This is a genomic window from Pseudarthrobacter naphthalenicus (genome assembly GCF_029076445.1).
Taxonomy (GTDB): domain Bacteria; phylum Actinomycetota; class Actinomycetes; order Actinomycetales; family Micrococcaceae; genus Arthrobacter; species Arthrobacter naphthalenicus.
In genome coordinates, this window is sequence record NZ_JARESG010000011.1 from 126,105 (window position 1) to 147,173 (window position 21,069).

At 65.6% G+C, this 21,069-nt stretch carries 24 protein-coding genes and 2 tRNA genes; 12 read left to right on the forward strand and 14 right to left on the reverse strand.

Annotated elements, in window-relative coordinates:
• Positions 1-111 precede the first annotated feature (111 nt).
• Complete coding sequence (locus tag PY310_RS12595; protein ID WP_275214738.1) at positions 112-879, reverse strand: VOC family protein; 768 nt, start codon at positions 877-879, stop codon at positions 112-114.
• Between the two features lie 145 nt (positions 880-1,024).
• A tRNA-Ser gene (locus PY310_RS12600) sits at positions 1,025-1,112 on the reverse strand.
• A 109-nt stretch (positions 1,113-1,221) separates the two neighbouring features.
• On the opposite strand from PY310_RS12600, the gene PY310_RS12605 reads away from it, so the two are divergent.
• The 6 genes from PY310_RS12605 to PY310_RS12630 all read left to right on the forward strand — a co-directional run bounded on the left by PY310_RS12605 (position 1,222) and on the right by PY310_RS12630 (position 6,746).
• Entirely contained in the window at positions 1,222-2,205 is a 984-nt protein-coding gene (locus PY310_RS12605; RefSeq protein ID WP_275214739.1) for an NAD(P)H-quinone oxidoreductase, read from the forward strand.
• Positions 2,206-2,207: 2 nt separating this feature from the next.
• A complete protein-coding gene (locus tag PY310_RS12610; RefSeq protein ID WP_275214740.1) occupies positions 2,208-2,834 on the forward strand; it encodes a PadR family transcriptional regulator in 627 nt (208 codons plus the stop codon).
• 211 nt (positions 2,835-3,045) lie between these two features.
• Entirely contained in the window at positions 3,046-5,346 is a 2,301-nt protein-coding gene (locus tag PY310_RS12615; RefSeq protein WP_275214741.1) for a carbon starvation CstA family protein, read from the forward strand.
• Complete coding sequence (locus tag PY310_RS12620) at positions 5,346-5,549, forward strand: YbdD/YjiX family protein (protein ID WP_275214742.1); 204 nt, start codon at positions 5,346-5,348, stop codon at positions 5,547-5,549. Before PY310_RS12615 ends, PY310_RS12620 begins: the two co-directional genes overlap by 1 nt.
• Before the next feature lie 60 nt (positions 5,550-5,609).
• Positions 5,610-6,263: a bacterial proteasome activator family protein gene (locus PY310_RS12625; RefSeq protein WP_275214743.1), complete on the forward strand. Its 654-nt coding sequence runs from the start codon at positions 5,610-5,612 to the stop codon at positions 6,261-6,263.
• A 6-nt stretch (positions 6,264-6,269) separates the two neighbouring features.
• Positions 6,270-6,746, forward strand: a complete 477-nt coding sequence (locus tag PY310_RS12630) for a hypothetical protein (protein ID WP_275214745.1) — start codon at positions 6,270-6,272, stop codon at positions 6,744-6,746.
• A gap of 41 nt (positions 6,747-6,787) precedes the next feature.
• Here PY310_RS12630 and PY310_RS12635 read toward each other — a convergent pair whose 3' ends face one another.
• The 4 genes from PY310_RS12635 to PY310_RS12650 all read right to left on the reverse strand — a co-directional run bounded on the left by PY310_RS12635 (position 6,788) and on the right by PY310_RS12650 (position 9,248).
• Complete coding sequence (locus tag PY310_RS12635; RefSeq protein ID WP_275214747.1) at positions 6,788-6,976, reverse strand: hypothetical protein; 189 nt, start codon at positions 6,974-6,976, stop codon at positions 6,788-6,790.
• Between the two features lie 102 nt (positions 6,977-7,078).
• On the reverse strand, positions 7,079-8,035 hold the full coding sequence (locus PY310_RS12640) for a dihydrolipoyllysine-residue succinyltransferase component of 2-oxoglutarate dehydrogenase complex (protein ID WP_275214748.1): 957 nt from the start codon (positions 8,033-8,035) through the stop codon (positions 7,079-7,081).
• Positions 8,036-8,337: 302 nt separating this feature from the next.
• Positions 8,338-8,721 (reverse strand): Hpt domain-containing protein, encoded by a 384-nt coding sequence (locus PY310_RS12645; RefSeq protein WP_275214749.1) that lies wholly within the window; start codon positions 8,719-8,721, stop codon positions 8,338-8,340.
• Between the two features lie 128 nt (positions 8,722-8,849).
• On the reverse strand, positions 8,850-9,248 hold the full coding sequence (locus PY310_RS12650) for a nuclear transport factor 2 family protein (protein ID WP_275214750.1): 399 nt from the start codon (positions 9,246-9,248) through the stop codon (positions 8,850-8,852).
• A 151-nt stretch (positions 9,249-9,399) separates the two neighbouring features.
• Between PY310_RS12650 and PY310_RS12655 the strand changes: the two genes are divergently transcribed.
• Positions 9,400-9,747: a hypothetical protein gene (locus PY310_RS12655; RefSeq protein WP_275214751.1), complete on the forward strand. Its 348-nt coding sequence runs from the start codon at positions 9,400-9,402 to the stop codon at positions 9,745-9,747.
• Positions 9,748-9,875: 128 nt separating this feature from the next.
• Here the strand turns inward: PY310_RS12655 and PY310_RS12660 are convergent, their stop codons facing one another.
• From PY310_RS12660 to tmk, 5 genes are all read right to left on the reverse strand, one after another.
• A complete protein-coding gene (locus PY310_RS12660) occupies positions 9,876-10,376 on the reverse strand; it encodes a hypothetical protein (protein WP_275214752.1) in 501 nt (166 codons plus the stop codon).
• 162 nt (positions 10,377-10,538) lie between these two features.
• A tRNA-Thr gene (locus PY310_RS12665) sits at positions 10,539-10,611 on the reverse strand.
• A 96-nt stretch (positions 10,612-10,707) separates the two neighbouring features.
• Positions 10,708-12,273 carry an alpha/beta hydrolase gene (locus tag PY310_RS12670; RefSeq protein WP_275214753.1) on the reverse strand — a complete coding sequence of 522 codons (1,566 nt, stop codon included), beginning with the start codon at positions 12,271-12,273 and terminating at the stop codon, positions 10,708-10,710.
• A gap of 22 nt (positions 12,274-12,295) precedes the next feature.
• Positions 12,296-13,438, reverse strand: coding sequence for a DNA polymerase III subunit delta' (locus tag PY310_RS12675; protein WP_275214754.1), 1,143 nt, complete (start codon positions 13,436-13,438; stop codon positions 12,296-12,298).
• Positions 13,435-14,091 carry a dTMP kinase gene (gene tmk / locus PY310_RS12680; protein ID WP_275214755.1) on the reverse strand — a complete coding sequence of 219 codons (657 nt, stop codon included), beginning with the start codon at positions 14,089-14,091 and terminating at the stop codon, positions 13,435-13,437. Before tmk ends, PY310_RS12675 begins: the two co-directional genes overlap by 4 nt.
• A gap of 53 nt (positions 14,092-14,144) precedes the next feature.
• Here tmk and PY310_RS12685 point away from each other — a divergent pair, with 53 nt between their 5' ends.
• Positions 14,145-15,335, forward strand: coding sequence for a trans-sulfuration enzyme family protein (locus PY310_RS12685; protein ID WP_275214757.1), 1,191 nt, complete (start codon positions 14,145-14,147; stop codon positions 15,333-15,335).
• A gap of 21 nt (positions 15,336-15,356) precedes the next feature.
• Positions 15,357-15,683, forward strand: coding sequence for a DUF2516 family protein (locus PY310_RS12690; protein WP_419095480.1), 327 nt, complete (start codon positions 15,357-15,359; stop codon positions 15,681-15,683).
• On the opposite strand, the gene PY310_RS12695 is transcribed toward PY310_RS12690, so the two are convergent.
• The gene (locus PY310_RS12695; protein ID WP_275214759.1) at positions 15,671-16,504 is read right to left on the reverse strand and encodes a class I SAM-dependent methyltransferase; all 834 of its coding nucleotides are present in this window, start codon (positions 16,502-16,504) and stop codon (positions 15,671-15,673) included. The genes PY310_RS12690 and PY310_RS12695 overlap by 13 nt on opposite strands.
• Positions 16,505-16,582: 78 nt before the next feature.
• On the opposite strand from PY310_RS12695, the gene PY310_RS12700 reads away from it, so the two are divergent.
• Positions 16,583-17,329 carry a phosphoglyceromutase gene (locus PY310_RS12700; RefSeq protein WP_275214760.1) on the forward strand — a complete coding sequence of 249 codons (747 nt, stop codon included), beginning with the start codon at positions 16,583-16,585 and terminating at the stop codon, positions 17,327-17,329.
• Between the two features lie 92 nt (positions 17,330-17,421).
• On the opposite strand, the gene phoU is transcribed toward PY310_RS12700, so the two are convergent.
• A complete protein-coding gene (gene phoU, locus PY310_RS12705; protein ID WP_275214761.1) occupies positions 17,422-18,075 on the reverse strand; it encodes a phosphate signaling complex protein PhoU in 654 nt (217 codons plus the stop codon).
• Positions 18,076-18,266: 191 nt separating this feature from the next.
• On the opposite strand from phoU, the gene PY310_RS12710 reads away from it, so the two are divergent.
• Both PY310_RS12710 and PY310_RS12715 read left to right on the forward strand, forming a co-directional pair.
• Positions 18,267-19,484: a sensor histidine kinase gene (locus PY310_RS12710; RefSeq protein ID WP_275214762.1), complete on the forward strand. Its 1,218-nt coding sequence runs from the start codon at positions 18,267-18,269 to the stop codon at positions 19,482-19,484.
• Positions 19,481-20,161: a response regulator transcription factor gene (locus PY310_RS12715; RefSeq protein WP_190990219.1), complete on the forward strand. Its 681-nt coding sequence runs from the start codon at positions 19,481-19,483 to the stop codon at positions 20,159-20,161. Before PY310_RS12710 ends, PY310_RS12715 begins: the two co-directional genes overlap by 4 nt.
• A gap of 131 nt (positions 20,162-20,292) precedes the next feature.
• On the opposite strand, the gene PY310_RS12720 is transcribed toward PY310_RS12715, so the two are convergent.
• The gene (locus PY310_RS12720) at positions 20,293-20,856 is read right to left on the reverse strand and encodes a hypothetical protein (RefSeq protein ID WP_275214779.1); all 564 of its coding nucleotides are present in this window, start codon (positions 20,854-20,856) and stop codon (positions 20,293-20,295) included.
• Between the last annotated feature and the right edge of the window lie 213 nt (positions 20,857-21,069).

Below are 21,069 nucleotides of genomic sequence, written 5' to 3' on the forward strand. Positions count from 1 at the left end.
TTGCAGTGTTGAAAGGTGGCCGAGCCCCCTCAGGTGTCGGCCATCACAAAAGAATACCGGCCGGTAGCTTTAAGGGAAGCTGCCGGCCGGTATTTTTTCGAAGGAATTTACTTACGCAATGATTTTGAAGATTGCTCCGGTGGGGTCCGCCAGCATGGCCACGCGTCCGAAAGGAGAGTCCTGGGGGCCGTCGAGGACGGTGCCGCCCATGGACACGGCCTTTTCGATCGAGGCGTCGGTGTCTTCCACATTGAAGTAGACCTGCCAGTTCGAGGGAACCTCGGCCGGCAGGTAGGCGGACGCGTCCATGATTCCTGCCTTGGCGGAATCTCCGGCGCCCAGGGTGGTGTAGCGGAATTCCGGAGTGTCACTCATGACGTCCGTATCCCAATTGAAGACGTTTTGGTAAAACCTGACGGCGGCGTCGTAGTCCTTGGTGTGAAGTTCATGCCACGCGGCCGCACCGGGCTCGGCAACCAGTTCATACCCCCGCATTTCACGGGGCTGCCACACGCCCACGGCCGCGCCCGAGGCGTCGCCGAAGACTGCCATGTGCCCCTGTTCCGGGACATCCATGGGCGGCATGAAAACCTGGCCCCCGTTGGCTGTCACTGCTTCGGCGGTGGCCGCCGCGTCGTCCGACCGGAGATAGGTGGACCACATATCCGGCATGCCAGCCTGTTCCGCATCCTTCTGCATGAGGCCGGCCACCATTTTGCCGTTCTTCCGGGCGGTGGTGTAACCGCCGTACTTTTCCTCGTCTCCGGCCTGGTACTCCCAGCCGAAGAGCTCACCGTAGAAGTGGCGCGCCTTGGCGATATCCGACGTCATCAGGTCAATCCAGCAGGGCGCGCCGGGTGTGCTCTCAGGTGCAGGCATAGTGGACTCTTTCGTTGAAGGGGTGGCGACACGAATGACCCTATGCGGGGGCCCTGACAGTTTCAATGGCCCGTTGACCGCTGCATTAGCCCCGGAAACGACGGAACCCCGGTCCGCCATTGCTGGCGGACCGGGGTTCCTGTCGCGGAAGGTAAGAGATTCGAACTCTTGGTACGGGGTTACCGCACACTAGTTTTCAAGACTAGCTCCTTCGGCCGCTCGGACAACCTTCCCTAACGAGTAGTGTTTCATAGGCAGTTGGCTGCAACAAAACAGAGTCTGCCGCGCCTCCGGTGCAGACTGGTTTCCGGGGCACGAATTAGCTAGAAAACGGGAGTTGCCATGAAAGCCGTCTACATCGCCGAACCGGGTGGCCCGGAGGTGCTGGAAGTCCGCCAAGTTAGCGATCCGGTCCCCGGGCAGGGCGAAGTGTTGATCGACGTCGTCGCTGCGGGCCTGAACCGCGCAGACGTGCAGCAGCGGCGGGGCTTTTATCCGCCGCCGCCCGGCGCATCGGAGATCCCCGGGCTCGAGGTTTCGGGCAGGATCGCGGGCTTCGGGCCCGGCGTCGCCAAGGCCTTCTCGGTGGGAGACAAGGTTGTGGCCCTGCTGGCCGGCGGGGGTTACGCGGAAAAGGTTGCCGTGCCCGCCGAGCAGGTACTGAGGATTCCCGACGGCGTTGACCTGGTCACTGCCGCGTCCTTGCCGGAGGTGACGGCCACGGTGTATTCGAACCTGATCATGACGGCCCAGCTGCAGCCGGGCGAGACCGTCCTGATCCACGGCGCCACCGGGGGCATCGGCACCATGGCCATCCAGCTGGCCAAGGCCTTCGGCGCCAAGGTGGCCACCACAGCAGGGACAGACGAGAAAGTGGGCACGGCCAAGGCTTTCCTGGGCGCGGACATTGCCATCAATTACAAAGAGGAAGACTTTCCGGACAGCCTGCGCCGTCAGAACGACGGCAAGGGAGCCGACGTCATCCTCGACGTCGTAGGGGCCAAGTACCTGGCGCAAAACGTTGATGCGCTCGCCGATTACGGCCGGTTGGTGGTGATTGGACTGCAGGGCGGGGCCAAGGGGGAGCTGGATCTCGGCCAGCTCCTGCGCAAGCGCGCCGCCGTGGTGGCCACGGCCCTGCGGCCGCGCCCGGTCGAGGAGAAGGGCGCCATCATGAGTGCGGTGCGCGAATCGGTCTGGCCGCTGATTGCTGACGGCAGGATCCGCCCGTTGGTGGCTAAGACCTTCCCGCTCGAGCAGGTCAGCGAAGCCCACCGGTATTTCGACAGCGGCGATCACGTGGGCAAGATTCTGCTGGTGATGTAAGGGTGTCCATCCGCCACAGCCTCCTCGCCCTGCTGCAGGACCAGCCGCGCTATGGCTACCAGCTCCGCGTTGAGTTCGAGAACCGCACCGGCGCCACCTGGCCGCTGAACATCGGGCAGGTCTACACAACCCTGGACCGCTTGGAACGCGACGGGCTGGTCAGCAACGACGGCGGCGACGGCGAAGGCCACGTGGTCTACAGCATCACTACGGCAGGGAAGGCTGAGGTGGAGGGCTGGTTTGCCGCCCCCGTGGAGCGCGCCAACCCGCCGCGCAATGAGCTCGCCATCAAACTCGCGCTCGCCGTGACCCTGCCCGGCGTGGATGTGCAGGCCATCATCCAGGCACAGCGGGTGGCCTCCATCCGCGCGCTCCAGGACTACACCAAGTCCCGGCGGGACACCGCCGCTACTCAGCGGGCGGCGGACACCGCCTGGCTGCTGGTGCTCGATTCGCTGATCTTCCAGACTGAAGCGGAGGTCCGCTGGCTGGACCTGTGTGAAGCGAGGATGGTGCAGCAGGCGCAGGCTGCCTCCCTGGGCGCGACCGGCCAGGCGGGTACCCGCAAATCGTCCAACGGGGTCACGCCGGAAGAGGCTCACCCGCTCTCAGCGGAAAAGCGGAGGTAAGTGGCCGTCACGCTCCGTTATGGAGTTGGGTCTTTGCCAAAGGCCGGCGCGGGCCTACGGTAAGAGGCACGAGGTCCGTCACTGAGCGCCTCCAGCCTGCCGTTCACCGCATGGACGCCGACCGCTGGCGCAGGGCTGCGTTTGCGGCTGGGCCGCATTGGTAGGGTGCCTTGGAGCAACCGATCGAAGCAGGAATTCTCGAGGAGGAGACATGGCCAACAGGCCTGAGGAACCGGCAGGTTCAGCGAAACGGGGCGGTCCGCTGACGGCCAGCCCGGACCTGCCACCCACCGCAGTGGATGACGCTGTGCGGGAGGCTGAAGAGAACAAATGGACGCCGGCCAAGATCGCCCTCTGGGCAGCCATCGCGCTGCTCGGCGGTGTGGCCTGGTTTATGGTGGCCATCATCCGGGGCGAGACGGTGAACGCCATCTGGTTCGTTTTTGCCTCGGTTTGTACGTACCTGATTGGTTACCGCTTCTACTCCAAGGTCATCGAGCGGTACATCACCAAACCCGATGACCGCCGCGCCACACCGGCCGAGTACAAGGCCGACGGGAAAGACTACGTCCGGACGGACCGCAACGTCCTGTTTGGACACCACTTCGCCGCCATTGCCGGCGCGGGTCCGCTGGTGGGGCCGATCCTCGCCGCCCAGATGGGCTACCTGCCCGGAACCATCTGGATCATCATCGGTGTTGTCCTCGCCGGAGCGGTTCAGGACTACGTGGTGATGTTCTTCTCGATGCGCCGCGGCGGCCGCTCCCTGGGCCAGATGGCGCGCGAAGAGCTCGGCGTCATCGGCGGCACGGCTGCACTGATAGCCACACTCCTGATCATGGTCATCATCGTCGCCATCCTGGCCCTCGTGGTGGTCAACGCCCTGGCGGAAAGCCCCTGGGGTGTCTTCTCGGTGGGCATGACCATCCCGATCGCCCTGTTCATGGGTGTTTACCTCCGCTTCCTGCGCCCCGGCAAGATCATGGAAGTCTCCCTGATCGGCTTCGTGCTGCTGATGGCCGCCATCATCGGCGGCGGCCTGGTGGCCAACACCGAATGGGGTGCCGCATTCTTCACCCTGGACAAGGTCACCATCGCCTGGGGTCTCATCGTCTATGGTTTCATCGCCGCCATCCTGCCGGTCTGGCTGCTGCTGGCGCCGCGTGACTACCTTTCCACGTTCATGAAGATCGGCGTGATCGTGATGCTCGCGCTGGCCATCATCGTGGTCCGCCCCGAGATCACAGTTCCGGCCTTCAGCGAATTCGCGAGCCGGGACAACGGGCCGGTCTTCCCTGGCGCGCTGTTCCCGTTCCTGTTTGTGACCATCGCCTGTGGCGCCCTGTCCGGGTTCCATGCGCTGATCTCGTCCGGCACCACACCGAAGCTGGTGGAGAAGGAACGCCAGACGCGCTACATCGGCTACGGCGGCATGCTCATGGAGTCTTTCGTGGCCATCATGGCCCTGGTTGCGGCCATCTCCATTGACCGCGGACTCTATTTCGCCATGAACTCGCCTGCCGCCCTCACCGGCGGGACGGTGGAAACCGCGGCCGCCTGGGTCAACAGCCTGGGGCTGTCCGGCGTGAACATCGGCCCGGAGCTGCTTGCCGAGACGGCGAAGAACGTGGGCGAGGAAAGCATCGTGTCCCGCACCGGCGGCGCACCCACCCTCGCGGTGGGCCTGGCCCACATCATGCAGCAGTTCGTCGGCGGTACGGCAATGATGGCGTTCTGGTATCACTTCGCCATCATGTTCGAGGCGCTGTTCATCCTGACCGCAGTCGACGCCGGAACGCGCGTGGCGCGCTTTATGCTGCAGGACTCCATCGGTAACTTTGCCCCGAAGTTCAAGGAACATTCCTGGCGCCCCGGTGCCTGGCTGTGCACAGCCATTATGGTGGCAGCCTGGGGTCTGGTGCTCCTGATGGGTGTGACGGATCCGCTCGGTGGCATCAATACGCTGTTCCCGCTGTTCGGCATCGCCAACCAGTTGCTGGCCGCCATTGCGCTCTCCGTCTGCCTGGCCATTGTGGCCAAACGGGGGAACTTCAAGTACCTGTGGATCGTAGCGGTGCCGCTGGCGTTTGCGGCTGTGGTGACCATCACCGCCAGCTACCAGAAGATCTTCTCGTCCACCCCGGCGGTCGGTTATTTTGCCAACAATGCGGCGTTCAGCAAGGCCCTTGCCGACGGCAAGACCGAGTTCGGGACGGCCAAGAGCGTGGCCGCCATGGAAGCGGTGGTGCGCAACACAGCCATCCAGGGCTGGCTGTCCGTGATCTTCGTGGTGCTCAGCATCATTGTGATCGCCATGGCGGTTGTGGCCACCATCAAGGCCTTCCGGAACCAGCAGTCGGGGATCACCAACCAGGACAACGAGGACCCGGCCCGTCCGTCCCGCGTCTTCGCTCCTGCCGGGCTGGTTCCCACGCCGGCTGAAAAGGAACTGCTGGCCGAATGGGACAAGGTGCCCGCCGAGCTGCGGTTTGAAAGGGCTGGGCACAACTAATGAGTGCCGGCCTGGCCGCTGTTGCCAGTGGCTTCCGTGGCTTCGCCCGGTACTTGGGCGGCGTTATGGGGGCGGATGCGTATGCCAAGTACCTTGAGCACTGGCAGGCGGCCGGGCACCAGGAGCCGCCGATGACGGAGCGGGAGTTCTGGCGGGACCATACGGACCGCCAGGACTCCAACCCCCAGGGGCGGTGCTGCTGAACGTGCCGTCCGGCGTCATGGACTGGACCCGGCGTCGCCGGCGCGTGAGAGTATGAACGCATGAGCGATCCGAAAGACACTCAGCCTGACGATATCCCCGTGGAGGGCACCATGCTCGAGGACGGGGGCCCGGCCGAGCCGGTGGTTGCCGGGCCAGTCCCAACCGGTCCGGCTGCTGCCGGCGGCGGCCCGGGCAAACCAAAAGGCAGCAACCTGCAGGACCTGGTGGACGAGCCCGCCAAGGTGATGCGGATCGGGACCATGATCCGGCAGCTCCTGGAGGAAGTTAAGTCGGCGCCGCTGGACGAGGCCGCCCGCGGACGCCTGGCCGAGATTCATGAGCGGTCCATCAAGGAGCTGGAGGACGGGCTTGCCCCGGAACTGGTGGATGAACTGGAACGGATAAGCCTTCCGTTCCCGGAGGATGCCACACCGTCGGACGCCGAGCTCCGGATCGCCCAGGCTCAGCTGGTGGGGTGGCTGGAGGGTCTTTTCCACGGTATCCAGACGGCCATCGCTGCCCAGCATGCGGCGCGGGAGCATGCCGTCGCGCAGATGCAGCTCAAGCAGCTGCCGCCGGGCACCATGATCGCTCCGGGAGTGGTCATCGGAGAGAACGGTGAACCGCAGCGGGCCACCGCCGGGCAGCGTCCCGGCGCACCCACACCCGGCCGCCCGGAAGACCCGGACCACGGCCCCGGACAGTACCTCTAGGTTTAAGTGGGATTCTTTACTGCAGCCCGCCAAGGGCGCAAGGACGACGCCGAACTGGGCAAGGGCTTATGGCGCCGCGCCCACGACCGGTTCCACCGGGGACTGGACCGGTATCACCAAGTGCTTGAAGGCGTGGAAGACGATCAGCTTTACGCCGAGCTGGTGGAAATCGCCAATGAGCTGACAGGGCTCCTGGAGCGGGTTCGTACAGTCTGTGTGGAGGCCCAGCGGCGGTCACCCAGCGACGGGCTCGACATTCCGGGAGCGTTGGCCGGGGTGCACCGCTCGCTGTCCAAGGCCGGCAACTCGCTGGCTACCACTGCCGAAGCCGCCGCCATGCTGCGGCTCGCCGTGGGGCCGGTGCCGGTGGATGCAGCGTCGGTGCGGCGCCGCGCGGAATCGGTGTTCGAGCAGGTGGCCGACGCCGAACGTCGGCTCGCGCAGGATACCGCCGGGGGCCGCCCGGAGACGCTGTCCGGCTGACGTGGCGCGGGCGGCCTGCCCCGCTGCGGCGGGGTGAAGCCTCAGGCGGCGATGCGCACCGGCTCTGCAGTAACTTCGTCGATGACTGCCCAGGATTCCTCGCCTGCGCACTGCCGGCTGGCGAAACGCTCGGCGTCCGCCAGCGAGTCAAAGCTTTCATGGCGGATCCGGCCGCAATCGGCGTCGAAGTAGGTGACGTGGTATTCGGGGGCCGCGTTGTTGTTTTCCATAAATCCAGTCTGCAACCGGGGTCTGACAATCACCGGGCAGCAGTGCGGCGTGTTGCAGGTGATGAAGTCGGATCTGTCTCCCGCCATGATTTGGGCGGCTGCTTACCGCGCTGACAGCCGGAGTACCCGCTGCTGAGCGAGCATGGCTGAACGCTGTGCCTTTTCGGCCGCCCTGGCCGCCTGTTTTGCTTCGGCTGCGGCAGAGGACAGTCCCTTCCGGGCGCTGTCCAACTGTTCCTCGGTGGCTTTCAGCCGTGCCCGGAGGTCCTGGGCTTCGCGGGTCAGTTCGGCCACGTTCTGCTCTGTCTTCGCCAGCTGGTCCCGGCGTTCGGTTGCCATTGCGGAGGCGTCCTGTTCGGCCGCCTCGGCGTCTGCCAGGACGGCCCTGGCCTTCTCCAAAGCGGACGGCGACGTCCGCCGCGGAGTCTCCCGGACAGCCTTGAGGCGCGGCTGCTCCGACGGCTCACGAGCGGCGCCTGCCGCCGTCGCGCGTTGTTTGTGTTCATGCTCCGGGACCGGCGGAGGGGAGGCGCGCGGTGCCGGAACTGCCCCTGGCACGGCCACGGCGCCTTCGAGGTCCACCGTGTCCACGCCGTCCGCGGATAGCGTCCGGACCAGCAGTCCGCTCTGAACGGCGGCAGCTGCCCCTTCATCCGCGATCAGCGCGCCCAGGGTCCGTTCCACGTCGCTGGCGATTGCCGTGCTGATGGCGCGCCCGTTCCGCTCGGCGACGGAACGGGCGGTGCCGACGGCGGTGTCCAGGAGGGCGCGGCGCTCGCGCGCCAGTTCACGGAGGGCACGGGCGTCGAGGGCTGACTGTGCAGCACGCATCCGTCGGCCCAGGTCAGCGAGTTGTGCGAGTATTTCGGACTCATGCACCGCCATCATATTGACGGCCCAGGCCGCCGCTGAGGGCTTGGGCAGGGCTTTAACGGCGGCGGCGAGGTCCTTCCCGGAACCGGTGGCGGCCTTGGCGGCAGCTGTCCGGGCAGCCATGAACTCATCAAATGGCACGGCGTAGAGTTCCAGCGCGATGGTACTGAGCGCCTTGTCATCCATGCACGCAATCATAAGCGGGCAGGCGGGCGTCCCGGGTACGCGCACGCCCGGCCTGACCGTGCGACTGTTCAGGGCCGCGCAGGCACCTGTCTGGATCCCCGGCGGTGCACCCTCAGCCTCCGGGGACCCCTGGGCGTGCTCCGTCGCCGGGTGCCGTGAGGGCTCCTGCGGGGGGCCCTGAGTCCGGCCTTCCGTTCAGCGCGGCCGAGCAGGCCAAGCATGCTCGAAATAATGACCACCCACAGCACGGCGGCTGCGAGGACGATACAAATCAAGGTCAGTGGATGCATGGCGGGCCCGGCTCACGCGACGTATTTCTGCAGCAGGTCTGTAGTCTGCCTGCCGCATTTGGTGATCCGTGAAATGTTGGCAGCCGCCAACTGCGGGAGCAGCCTCGCGGGTTCGGCATGGCGGGTATCAACCCGGAGGCAGTGCTCCAGGTCGGTCGCAAACTCTGCGAGGCGTTCCGCGCCCACCATCTGGCTCGACGACTTGAGGCTGAGGACGGCATCCAGAGCACCCCTCAGATCACCGGTGGTCAGCGTGAGGCGGACTTTTTCAGCCCGGTCGGGCAAGAGTGCAATGAAGTTCAGGACGAAGTGCTTGCAGACATCTTCGTCGTCGAGACCGTCCCGCAGCTTTTGCAGAACTCCCCGATCCAGTAGCGGTAAAGCATTGGTGTCCATAACTCCCCCGAGCGTCGAAGTGCCTACAACGACCCCCCAGGACCTGTAATGGACGTTACTGGCTCGCAAGGATGAAGACACGAGTAGGTGGTACTCGTGTTTGCCTGTGGGAACACCCGAAATCCCCGTCATCCACCAACGGTGTCGCCATGCCGGTGGGCCACTTTCCACGCGCCGTGTTCGCGCCGGTAGACCTGTGTGGCCCGCAGCGTGAAGGTGCGCGGGTCGCCGTCGACCGAGACCGAGATGTGTTCGAGCCCTGCGGTATAGGCCATGTCGCCGGCCACGTCATACGCCTGCAGCTCAAAGGCGTAGGCGGTGCAGGCCGAGAAGCTCTGTTCGAGGGAAGTAAACAGTTCGTCCAGTTCACGCTGCCCATAAGCGTTCCGCCACGCCCCCAGCACGCTCACGGGTTCGTTCCGTGACCAAAGCCTGCGTCGCGGGCCGGAATCGCCGTTGTGCAGCGCGAGTTCCGCTTCGTAAAGGTCGGTTTTAACCCACGCCAGGAATTCATCGCGATCGGTCATGCCACCAGTATGAGCCCGGCCAGTCAGGCGTGCGTGCGGAAATTTCGAAAAGCCGACCTCGAACCCGCTGCCCAGCATGACCCTCTGGGGCTATTGTTTGGCGTAGCGGTTCAGGCAGCGGACCGCCCATCGAGCATCGGAGCAACGAACCATGTCCGGACCGCTGCCTGGAAGTGAGCACGGGGAAGACCACGGCCCAGGAGCCAATGCGGAACGCCGGGCGGTCTCCGCAGGGCTGCTTGCGCTCATCATCCTGATTGTCGATGCGTCGGTACTGTTATGGGCTATCTGGGCCGCGGGTGGCGGCGTTGACTCAGGGCTCCTGTGGGTCGGCATATTCCTCGCTTTCAACCTGCCGGCGACCTGTCTCGTGGTCATCCTCGGCGTCGCGTCCCTGGTGAAAAAGAGTGGGCGAATGCCCGGGGCAATCGCTTTGGTGATCTCAGGCGGTGCACTAATTTTCGCGGTCTACGGCTTCGTGACAACCCAGATTCTCTGAGGTGTCAGGAAGGGGGCAGAAGCGCCGGGGTGCGCCGACGGCACTGCCGCATCGCCTACGCACCGCAGCCAAGCCCTAAGGTCATTCGCGTTCCCTCGCGTAGGCGCTGAGGGGGTCGCGTGGTCCGGTTAGGGGTGCCCCGGGGTCAGGTTGGCAGTGCCATGGGCGGTCCGGTCGGCATAGTTGTAAATAACCACGCTCCGGACAGGTGCCGGGAGGGCGGACCACATCTTGATGTCCATGTCGATCCGTTGGCTGGGCTGGTCGCTGAGCGGAGCCAGGTCAATCAGCGTGGCGGAGGTCAGTCCCGCCTCGCCGTTGGCTCCGGGGCTCAAGGTTCCCGGGCTCAGCATGATGCGGAGGTCTACACCCGGAGCGGTTGAAAACTCCTTCAGCTCCAGCACCGCTCCCGTGTCCGTCACGCGGATGGTGGCCACGCCTCTGGTGACGGCAGCTTGGGACTGGAAGCGCCCTTCGAGCCATTGGGGGCCGGCCAGGGGAGCAGGATGGGACGGCGAAGGACTTGCCGGTGGTGGGCTCCCGGCCTCCGCAGGAGGTCCCGAGTACGTGCAGCCAACAAGGCTTGCAGCCAGGGCGCCTGCGATGGCCGCGTGCGAAAGCAATTTCATAATTCCCCCAAATTATTCATGCGTGCTGCACCCAACCGTCGTGCGGACATGACGAACAGGTTGGGCATCAACGGAAAAAGCGGGGAACCCTACGATTCCCCGCTTGTCCACAAGCCAGCGAAAAACCCCCCAGAAACCTTGATTTCTAGGGGGTTTGTCCCGAGCTTCCTATCAGAATCGAACTGATGACCTTTTCATTACGAGTGAAACGCTCTACCGACTGAGCTAAGGAAGCACCGCGTGAAATCTCCCGGCTAACCGGGCGGTTCATGCAAGAGTCAACTGTAATAGAGTCCCGCCGTCCGGGTCAAAATGGGACCCGACAGACGGTCTAACACACCGTATTGTCGGCCGGAACCTTGCCGTCCACGAAGTAGCTGTCCACCGCATCCTCAAGACAGCTGTTCGCCCGCCCGTAGGCGGTATGGCCCTCGCCCCGCCACGTCATCAGTGAGGCGTTTCCCAGCTGCTTACGCAGCGATGCGGCCCATTCCACCGGAGTTGCGGGGTCTCCGGTGGTCCCCAGGACAACGATGGGGGACTGCCCCGTGTACTCGACCGGGGCCGGGGTCCGCACATTCTTATAAGGCCAGTCAACGCAGTTGGTGCCGCCGTAGGCGAAGTAGTAGCCCAGGGTGGGTGAAGCCTGGCGCAGCCGCTGCTCTTCGGCGCGCATGGAGGCCGTGTCCGAGACCATGGGGTAGTCCAGACAGTTGATGGCGTTGAAGGCGAAGGTGGAATTGGAGGTGTATTTTCCGTTGGAGCCGCGGTCGGCGCCGAGGTCCGCCAGCCGGAGCATCAGGCTCACGTCACCGGTGGCAGCGGCCGCAAGTGCCTGCGTGAGGGCGGGCCAGCTCTGATCGTTGTAGAGAGGCGTGATCAGGCCACTGACGAACATCGTGGCGTTGACCATGCGGCCGTCCTTTGCCGGGCGCGGAGTCTCCTGGACGGAGTTGATGATGCCGCGGATCTGCTGGACACCGCTGTCCACGGTGCCGCTGAGGGGGCAGCCGTCATTCTGGAGGCAGTTGGCGACGTAGGACCTGATGGCCTTCTCGAAGGCGACGGCCTGGCCCATTGTCAGTTCCTCATTGCTGATGGACGGATCAAGGGCGCCGTCCAGGACCATCCGGCCCACGTTGTTCGGGAACAGCGAGGCGTAGGTGGAACCGAGGAAGGTGCCGTAGGAGTACCCCAGGTAGTTCAGCTTGGCGTCGTTCACCACGGCGCGCAGGATGTCCAGGTCCTTGGCGGCGCTGATGGTGTCGATATGCCCGAGTGAGGGACCGGTCTGCGCCGCGCACTGTTCGGCGATGGCTTTGTTGTCCGCCAGCGCGGTGGCCAGCCCGGAGTCTGTTTGGAGGTCGTAGATTTTGGCGCGCGCCGCATCCCGCTCCGCATCTGTCATGCACGTCACGGGGGCGGAGCGTTTGACGCCGCGGGGATCAAAGCCAACCAGATCGTAGTTGGCGCGGACGGACTGCGAAAAGTGCGTGCCGGCGGCGTCCTTGACGAAGTCGTAGCCGGAGCCTCCCGGGCCGCCGGGGTTGACCAGCAGGCTCCCCTGCTTCTTGCCGGTGCTCGGAGCCCGCAGGGCGGCGAGCTGGATCTTGTCCCCGTCAGGCTTCGCGTAGTCCATCGGCACGGTCACCTTGGCGCACTGGAAGCCGTTCTCGCAGGCTTCCCACACCACCTGCTGGGAGTAGTAGGAGTCGAGCCCGGCGGGCGCGGAAGCCACAATGGAGGGGTCTGCCTTCCCGGTGGCGGGCGCAGTGTCCGGATTGTTGCCGCCAAGGAGGCTGCACGATGCCAGCGTCAGAGCCAGAACCAGGGCGCCGGCAGCCCGCAGTGCGCTCCCCATGGATCGGGAGCGTGCGGGCAGGGGGCGAGCAGTCATTCGAGTGGTCTCCTTGGAAGGGCTAGATCAGGCTGGCTGCCATGGACTCAATGGTCAACAGCGGAGCAACGTTGGTGGTGGTGATGCGTTGGCGGGCTTTATTGATGGCGTCCATGCGGGCAAGCGTGGTCTCCGGGGCAGACCGGCCGGCAAATTCCTCCAGTTCACTCCTGAGCTCAACGTTCACCAGCTCAACACTGTTCCCCAGCTGGATGATCAGCACGTCCCGGTAAAAGGAAAGCAGGTCAGTGAGGGTCCGGTCCAACGAATCGGTGATGGACCGCTTGGCCCGGCGTTTCTGGTCCTCCTCCAGCTGCCGGATCTGGCTCCGCATGGACGGAGGCAGCGTCCCGGACTCAGGGGCGCCCAAGGTGGCCAGCAGCGCCGCCTTCTCCGCGGCGTCGCGCTCTTCATTGGAACTGTTCGCCTCGGCCGTGGCGATCTTTACGAGCTTGTCCGCCATCATCACCGCCGCGGTGACCCCGCGCAGCCCCAGCGGGAACTTCACGGTCTCCATCCGGCGTTCGCGAGCCTCCGGATCCCGCGCCAGCCGGCGGGCAATCCCCACGTGACTCTGCGCGGCGCGGGCCGCGCGTTCAGCGAGGGCCGGTTCCACGCCGTCGCGCTTCACCAGCAACGCCGCGACGTCGGCGGCCGGGGGCAGGCGCAGGGCCACGGCACGGCAGCGGGACCGGATGGTCACCAGCACGTCGGCGGGTGATGGCGCGCACAGCATCCAAATGGTCCGCGGGGTAGGTTCCTCGATCGCCTTCAGCAGGACGTTGGTGGTGCGTTCGGCCATGCGGTCGGCGTCTTCCACCACGATGATCCGCCAGCGCCCCGAGGACGGCCGGTTGCCTGCCGTGGACACCAGGTCGCGCGCCTCGTCGATGGTGATGGTGACTTTCTCGGTCCGGACGAAGGTGACGTCCGAATGGGTCTCGCCGAGGATGGTCTGGCAGGCGTGGCATTCGCCGCAGCCGCGCCGGGTCACATCCTCCTGGTCGCAGTTGAGCGCCGCTGCGAAGGCCTTGGCGGCATTGGAGCGCCCGGAACCGGGCGGTCCCGTGAACAGCCACGCATGGGTCAGGCCCTCACCGAGGGTTGCCTGCCGCAACTGTTCGACGACGGCGGGCTGGCCCTGGAGGTCATCCCAGACGCTCATGCGGCACCCCGCGCCGCCGTCAGCAGGGAGTCGACGCTCGCCAGGATCCGCGCCGCGAGGTCGGCGACGGGCAGGTGGGCCGGCAGGACGAGGTATGCTTCCGGGCGGCCGGCAGCAAGATCGAGGAAGGCGTCACGGATGGTGGTGTGGAACTCGTCTGCTTCGGATTCGAGCCGGTCCTCCGCGGCGGCACCGGCAGTCCGCCTGCGTCGGCCGACGGCCGGGTCCACGTCCAACAACACCGTCAGGTCCGGCTGCAGCCCGGATGTGGCCCACTCGTTGAGCGAACGCACGGCATCGGCGCCGAGATCGCGGCCGGCACCCTGATAGGCCACGGACGAATCGATGTAGCGGTCAGTCAGGACCACCTCACCCCGCTCCAGCGCCGGACGGATCACCTGGCTGGCGTGGGCGGCGCGGGAGGCAGCAAAAATGAGGGCCTCGGTATGGGCGTCAATGTGGCCGTGGCCGTGATCCAGGACGAGGGAACGCAGCTTCTCGCCGATGGGTGTCCCGCCCGGTTCCCGGGTCCGCAGGACCGTCAGGCCGCGTGATTCCAGGGCCATGGCCAGCAGGGCCGCCTGCGTGGATTTCCCGGCGCCGTCACCGCCTTCAAAGGCGATGAAAAGTCCAGGGCTGTTGGTGGTGGTCACTGCTCCAGCCTACCGACTTCAGCGCTCCGCGCGCGTCAAAGTACGCTTTCACCATGAGCCTCACGGAACAGCACGCAGCGTCCCTGTCCGCCGAAACCGTGGTGGTTGCCGCCGGCAGGCCCCCGCGGGAGCACGACGAACCCGTGAACCCGCCCATCGTCCTGTCGTCGACGTATTTCGGCACCGGAGCACTGGGCGACGGCGACCGGGGCTATGGCCGCTACGCGAACCCCACCTGGGATCCCTTCGAAGAGGCTCTCGGCCAGTTGGAAGGCTCCGAACTACCCGGCCTGCTCTACGCATCGGGTCTGGCGGCGGTGAGTTCCGCCCTGTCGCTGCTGCCGGCCGGCGGGGTCCTGGTGATGCCCTCGCACAGCTACGCGGGTTCGATGGTGATGGCCAGCGAAATGGCGCAGAAGGGATTCCTCGAGCTCCGGACCGTGGACATCGCAGACACGGACGCCGTCAAGGAACAGCTGGCCCCGCGGGGACCGGGTGCCAAGGCCGCCAGGATGCTCTGGCTGGAAAGCCCCACCAACCCCATGCTGGGAATCGCGGACATCCGCGAACTGACCGCCGCGGCCCACGCCGCCGGCGCCATCGTGGTCACCGACAACACCTTCTCCACCCCCTTGGTCCAGCAGCCCCTGACCCTCGGCTCGGACGTGGTGCTGCACTCGGTGACGAAATACCTGGCCGGCCATTCCGACGTTGTCCTCGGCGCCCTGGTGACCTCAAACCCGGACATCCGGGCGGCGCTGCTGCACAACCGCACCATCCACGGTGGCATCGCCGGCCCGTTCGAGGCCTGGCTGGCGCTGCGCGGACTCCGCACCCTGGCCTTGCGCGTGGAGCGGTCGCAGGCGTCAGCGGCGGTCCTGGCCGAGCGGCTCAGCCAGCACCCCCTGGTCGAAAGCATCCGGTTCCCCGGGCTCCCCACCGATCCCGGCCATGAGCGGGCCAAGTCCCAGATGAAGGGCTTCGGATCCATCGTGTGTGTTCAGATCGCGCCCGTGGCCGGCCTTAGCGGAGCCGACGCCGCGGACAAACTGGTGCGTGCCCTGCACCTTTGGCTGCCCGCCACCTCCCTCGGCGGCGTCGAGTCTTTGATCGAACGGCGGCGCCGGCACACTGCCGAGCCCCTCAGTGTGCCGGAGAACCTGGTCCGGCTGAGTGTGGGCATCGAGAATGTTGAGGACCTCTGGGCCGATTTGAAGCAGGCACTGGACGCGCTGGGCGGCTAGGCTTGGACAGTGGACGGTCAAATGATGATTTTTTATGTCGAGCGCGCAGTGTTTTTTGTCCTTGCCCTGGTGGCACTGGGCCTCGAGGCGTGGGCGCTGCTGGACTGCGTTCGCCACAAGTCCGCCGCGTTTGAGGCCACCGGCAAGCGGACCAAGACGTTCTGGCTGGCACTGACCGGCGGCGCAACCCTCATCGGAGTCATCTCCCTGTTCAGCAGCGGCGGCTTGTTCGGCACCCTGGGCCTGTTCGGGCTGGCTGCCGTTGTGGCAGCGTCCGTCTACCTCGCCGATGTCCGCCCGGCCGTCAAGGACGCGGGCCGGGGCGGAAGCCGCCCTTACGGCTGGTAGCCGCCGGGAGCTACGGCATCCCAGTCCACGGTCAGCTCGCCCAGACGCCACCGCGACGGCCCGTCCTGAACCGGCCAGCCGCCGTCGCGCAGTGCCTTGCACATGCCCTGCCAGCGCTGCCTGTTCCCAAACGAAGCCAGCGGCGCCGATTCCAGCCACGCGCGGTCCATGGCCTGCATCAGCCGGTGCACGGGCTCACCGGGGACGTTCCGGTGGATGAGGGCCTTGGGCAGGCGCTCGGCAATGTCCGAGGGCAGGTCAAAGCTGCCGAACCGCACGGACATGCTCAGCGATAGCGGCCGTTCAGCGTCGAGGGCTATCCAGGCCACGCGCCGGCCGATCTCATCGCACGTTCCGTCGATGAAGAGGCCGCCGGGGGCGAGCCTGCCCTGAACCAGGCGCCAAATGTCCGCGACGTCGGCCTCCTCATACTGCCGCAGGACGTTGAACGCCCGGACCAGGACCGGGCGCCCGGGGAGGGCCAGCTCGAAGCCGCCCACCTGGAAGCGCAGGCCCGGCTGTTCCAGGGCCTTGGCAGCGCGGACCCGTTCCGGTTCGATTTCGATCCCGCAGACGCGCACGTCCGGCCGGGCAGCGCGGAGGCGTTCAAAAAGTTCGACGGCGGTGGCTGGCGTTGCGCCGTAGCCCAGGTCAACCACCAAGGGGTCTTTGGCCGCCCGCAGCCGCCAGGACTGCGGCCCCGTCAGCCAGCGGTCCACCCGGCGCATCCGGTTCGGGTTGGTGGTGCCGCGGGTGACGTTTCCTACGGGTTTGCCGTTCCGATGATGGGGAGCGTTCACCCGTTCAGCCTTTTGCACCACCGCCCAACTTTAGCCCCGGAACGTCCTGTGGTGTAACGCACAGCGGGCTCAAGCGTGCCCTCGGCTAGGATGAAAATCATGACTTACAAGCTGATTCTGCTGCGCCACGGCCACAGCGAATGGAACGCCAAGAACCTGTTCACCGGCTGGGTGGACGTTGACCTTAACGACCAGGGCCGCGAGGAAGCGGCCCGCGGCGGTGAGCTCCTGGTGGAGAACAACATCCTGCCCGACGTTGTTTACACGTCACTGCTGAAGCGCGCCATCAACACGGCCAACATCACGCTGGACAAGGCGGACCGCGGGTGGATCCCGGTCAAGCGGGACTGGCGCCTGAACGAACGCCACTACGGGGCGCTGCAGGGCAAGGACAAGGCCCAGACCCTGGCGGAGTTCGGTGAAGAGCAGTTCATGGAATGGCGCCGCAGCTATGACACCCCGCCGCCGCCCCTCTCGGATGACAGCGAATTCTCCCAGGCCCATGATCCGCGCTACGCGGACCTCGGCGACGCCCTGCCGCGCACCGAGTGCCTCAAGGACGTCCTGACCCGTCTCCTGCCGTACTGGGAATCCGATATCAAGGTAGACCTCAAGGCCGGCAAGACCGTCCTGGTCACCGCCCACGGCAATTCCCTCCGCGCCCTGGTCAAGCACCTGGACGGCATCAGCGACGACGCCATTGCCAGCCTGAACATCCCCACCGGGATCCCGCTGGTCTATGACCTCGACGAGAACTTCCAGCCCATCAAGGCCGGCGGCACCTACCTGGACCCCGATGCCGCCGCCGAGGCCATCCTGGCCGTGGCGAACCAGGGCAAGAAATAAGACTCCGCGGGTTGCGTTGACGGTTAATTGACGACGGCGGGCCGGTCACCTCAGGTGACCGGCCCGCCGTCGTACGCGGTGAACTTTTTGGGCTAGAGGGCCTGGGGCTGCCATTCGCCGGTGACCAGGTAGGTGACCTTGCGGGCCACGGAGACGCCGTGGTCAGCGAACCGTTCGAAGTAGCGGCTCGCGAGGGCAACGTCCACGGTGGTCGCGGGGGACTCGGCCCAGTCCGGCGAAGCGATGGCCTTGAAGACGCTCAGGTGAAGGTCATCGATGGTGGTGTTGGCCTTCAGGATGTCGCGGGCCACCTCGAGGTCCCGGGTTTCCAGGAGCACGGTGAGCTTGTCCGCAATCAGCTGGTCCAGCTCGGCCATCTTCTTGAACGTTTCCGTCATGGATGCGGGGATCACGGTGGACGGGAAGCGCAGCCGGGCCAGCTGGGCGACGTGCCGGGCAAGGTCACCCATCCGCTCCAGCGAGGCACTCATCCGAAGCGAGCCAACGATCATGCGGAGGTCGCTGGCAACCGGGCCCTGCAGCGCGAGGATGTCGATGGCACGTTCGTCCAGGCTGTTCTGCAGGAAGTCGATGCGGGCATCGGCCGCGATGACGTCCTCCGCAAGGTCAACGTCAGCAACCTCGAAGGACGTGGTGGCCTTCTCCATTGCCTCACTGACCAACTTTGAAATCTCAACCAGCTGCTCACCGACCTGGGTCAGCTCTTCCTGAAAAACCTTACGCACGGGGGCGTCCTTTCTTCGGAACCCCGCCCCCAATGGCAGACGGAATTCATGTCGCCGTTCGGCACTCCAACCCGTAACTCTGCCAGCGTGCGGTGAACGGCAAGTCTCTTGTAAATGAACGTTAGCTGAACCGTCTGTGCAACGGCCCCGGACGCACCGGCCAGCCACTCATCTCAGCATAAGCTGGAGCTGTGGATCCTACGCTTATCGGTGTCATCGCCGGCCTCGTCGGCCTGGCGCTGGGCACCTTTGGCGTGCTCGCCTTCAGGGTCAGTGAAAAACAGCGGCGGTATGTCGACGTGGACATGGACGAGCCGTCCCTGCCGGCAGGCGCAGCGGAGGTACTGGCCGTGGTTGGCCGGGCCTTCGTGGTGGTGGACGCGGTGGACGGTGTGGTCAGGGCCAGCCCTGCGGCCTACGCCTACGGCCTTGTGCGCGGCCACACGGTGGTCCACAAGGAGCTGCTGGACATGACGGCCGGCGTTCGCCGCGACGGCGTGATCCTGGAGAAGAAGCTGGAGCTCCCGCGCGGACCGCTCGGCCAGGGCACCATTATTGTCCAGGTGCGTGCAGCCATGCTCGGCGAGGAATACATCCTGCTGCTGGCCGATGACCGCACCGAGATCACCCGCACGGAAGAGATCCGCAACGACTTCGTCGCCAACGTGTCCCACGAGCTGAAGACCCCGGTGGGCGCGATTTCCCTGCTGGCCGAGGCCCTTGAGTCCTCCGCGGATGACGAAGAGGCGGTGCGCCGCTTCGCCAAACGGATGCACAAGGAATCGGGCCGGCTCGCGGCCCTGGTCCAGGACATCATCGAACTTTCCCGGCTCCAGGGCGCAAGCGTGTCCCAGGGCGGCAGCGCGGTGGACATTAACGCCGTCATCGCCGAAGCCGTGGACCGGTCCCAGTTGCCCGCCGAAAGCAAGAAAATCCAGATCGTCGTCGGGGAACCCGTAGCTGCCACAGTGTACGGTGACCGCGATCTGCTGGTAACCGCGCTGCGGAACCTGATCGATAACGCCATCCGCTATTCGCCGGAGAACACCAAGGTGGGGGTGGGGGTCCGTTCCAAGGACGGACTCATCGCCGTTTCGGTCACTGACCAGGGCGAGGGCATGACCCCGGAGGACCAGGAACGGGTCTTTGAACGTTTCTATCGCGTGGACGCGGCACGGTCCCGCCACACCGGCGGCACCGGCCTGGGCCTGAGCATCGTCAAACACGTTGCCTCCAACCACGGCGGCGAGGTGACCCTGTGGTCCCGGCCCGGCCAGGGGTCCACCTTCACCCTGAGGCTTCCTGAGATGGAGAGCCAGGACGAACCCGATACCCCAGTTGTCAGAGATCGAGCCGTACCCGAGCGTGTCAAAGAGCGCGGCGTACATGAGCAAGGAGCCAGCGCTTGAGCAGGATTTTGATTGTTGAGGACGAAGAGTCTTTCAGCGACCCGTTGTCGTATTTGCTGGGCAAGGAAGGATTCGAAGTCGAGGTCGTGGACAACGGCCTGGACGCGATCACTGAGTTCGACCGGAACGGGGCGGACCTGGTCCTCCTGGACCTGCAGCTTCCCGGCCTGTCCGGAACGGAGGTCTGCCGGCAGCTGCGGCAGCGTTCCGGTGTTCCGGTCATCATGCTGACGGCCAAGGACTCGGAGATCGACAAGGTGGTGGGCCTCGAACTGGGCGCCGACGACTATGTCACCAAGCCGTACTCGTCCCGAGAACTGGTGGCCCGGGTGCGGGCCGTGCTCCGCCGGCAGGGTGAGCCGGAAGAGCTGATCTCCGCCACAGTGCAGGCAGGCCCCGTCCGGATGGACATCGAACGGCACGTGGTCAGCGTGGACGGTGAGCAGGTCCTCCTGCCGCTGAAGGAATTCGAGCTGCTGGAAATGCTGCTGCGGAATTCGGGCCGGGTGCTGACCCGCGGCCAATTGATCGACCGGGTGTGGGGATCCGACTATGTGGGGGACACCAAGACCCTGGACGTGCACGTCAAGCGGCTCCGCGGCAAGATCGAGCCGGATCCGTCAGCGCCGCGCTACCTGGTGACGGTCCGCGGTCTCGGCTACAAGTTCGAGCCGTAGGCGGTATCCCGGCAGTCCAACGGCGCCGGTAACGCAAAAGGAGGGGCTCCCCTGGGGAGCCCCTCCTTTTGCGTTACCGCGGTTTGCCTGGTGGCTGTTGCCCGGCTGCGGTTGCCTGGCGGCGGCCGTGACTAGTGCGCGCCGGCGGTGGCGCTTGCCGACGGCGATGCCGACGTTGATGACGACGGGGTGGGGGACGCGGTTCCGGTGGGTTCGCTGCCTGCCGGCAGGTATTCCTTGTACTCGGGGAGCGTGGCGTCCAGGACGGGCATCTTCACAGTCTTGTTGACGTTGGTGCCGTCCTCGGTGACCTTGATGTCCACGAGGGAACCCGGAATGCCGCCGCTCGTGCTGAGGATGGCCTCGTCCGTTGATTCGTTGAGCAGGGTGTAGGAGTTGGCCTTGACGGGCACCTGGGTCTGTGAACCCTTGGCGCCGTTGACAGTAAGCTTCACGTCCTGCGAGGAGGAGTTGTAGACGGCGCCGAGCAGGCGGCCGGGCTTGTTCTCACCGGCGGAGACGATCAGCATGTTCCGCAACTGCAGCGGACCCAGGTCGGCACGGATGCCGTCCGAGGAGGAGTACTGGTGAGTGGTCTGCTGGGGGGTGATGTAGCCGCAGCCTGTCATCGTGGCCAAGCCCAGGGCCAGAGCTCCTGCCGCCAGTGCCAGTTTGCCGCTCTGGGCCCGGTTCATCGCAGTGAAACGCACGTCACGTACTCCTCGAGAGTGTGGAAACATTAATCAGCCATAGCCTAGCCGCAAACGGGCCCAAACGAGGATTCCGCGCGGTCACAATGTCCTTGGCAGCAGGCCCCGCATGCACTATTATCCGCATCCGTCAAGGGGTCCGAGGGGGTCGATTCCGCCCATTTTCCGCGTATTCACGCGGTTCCGGGGCTCGTTCCA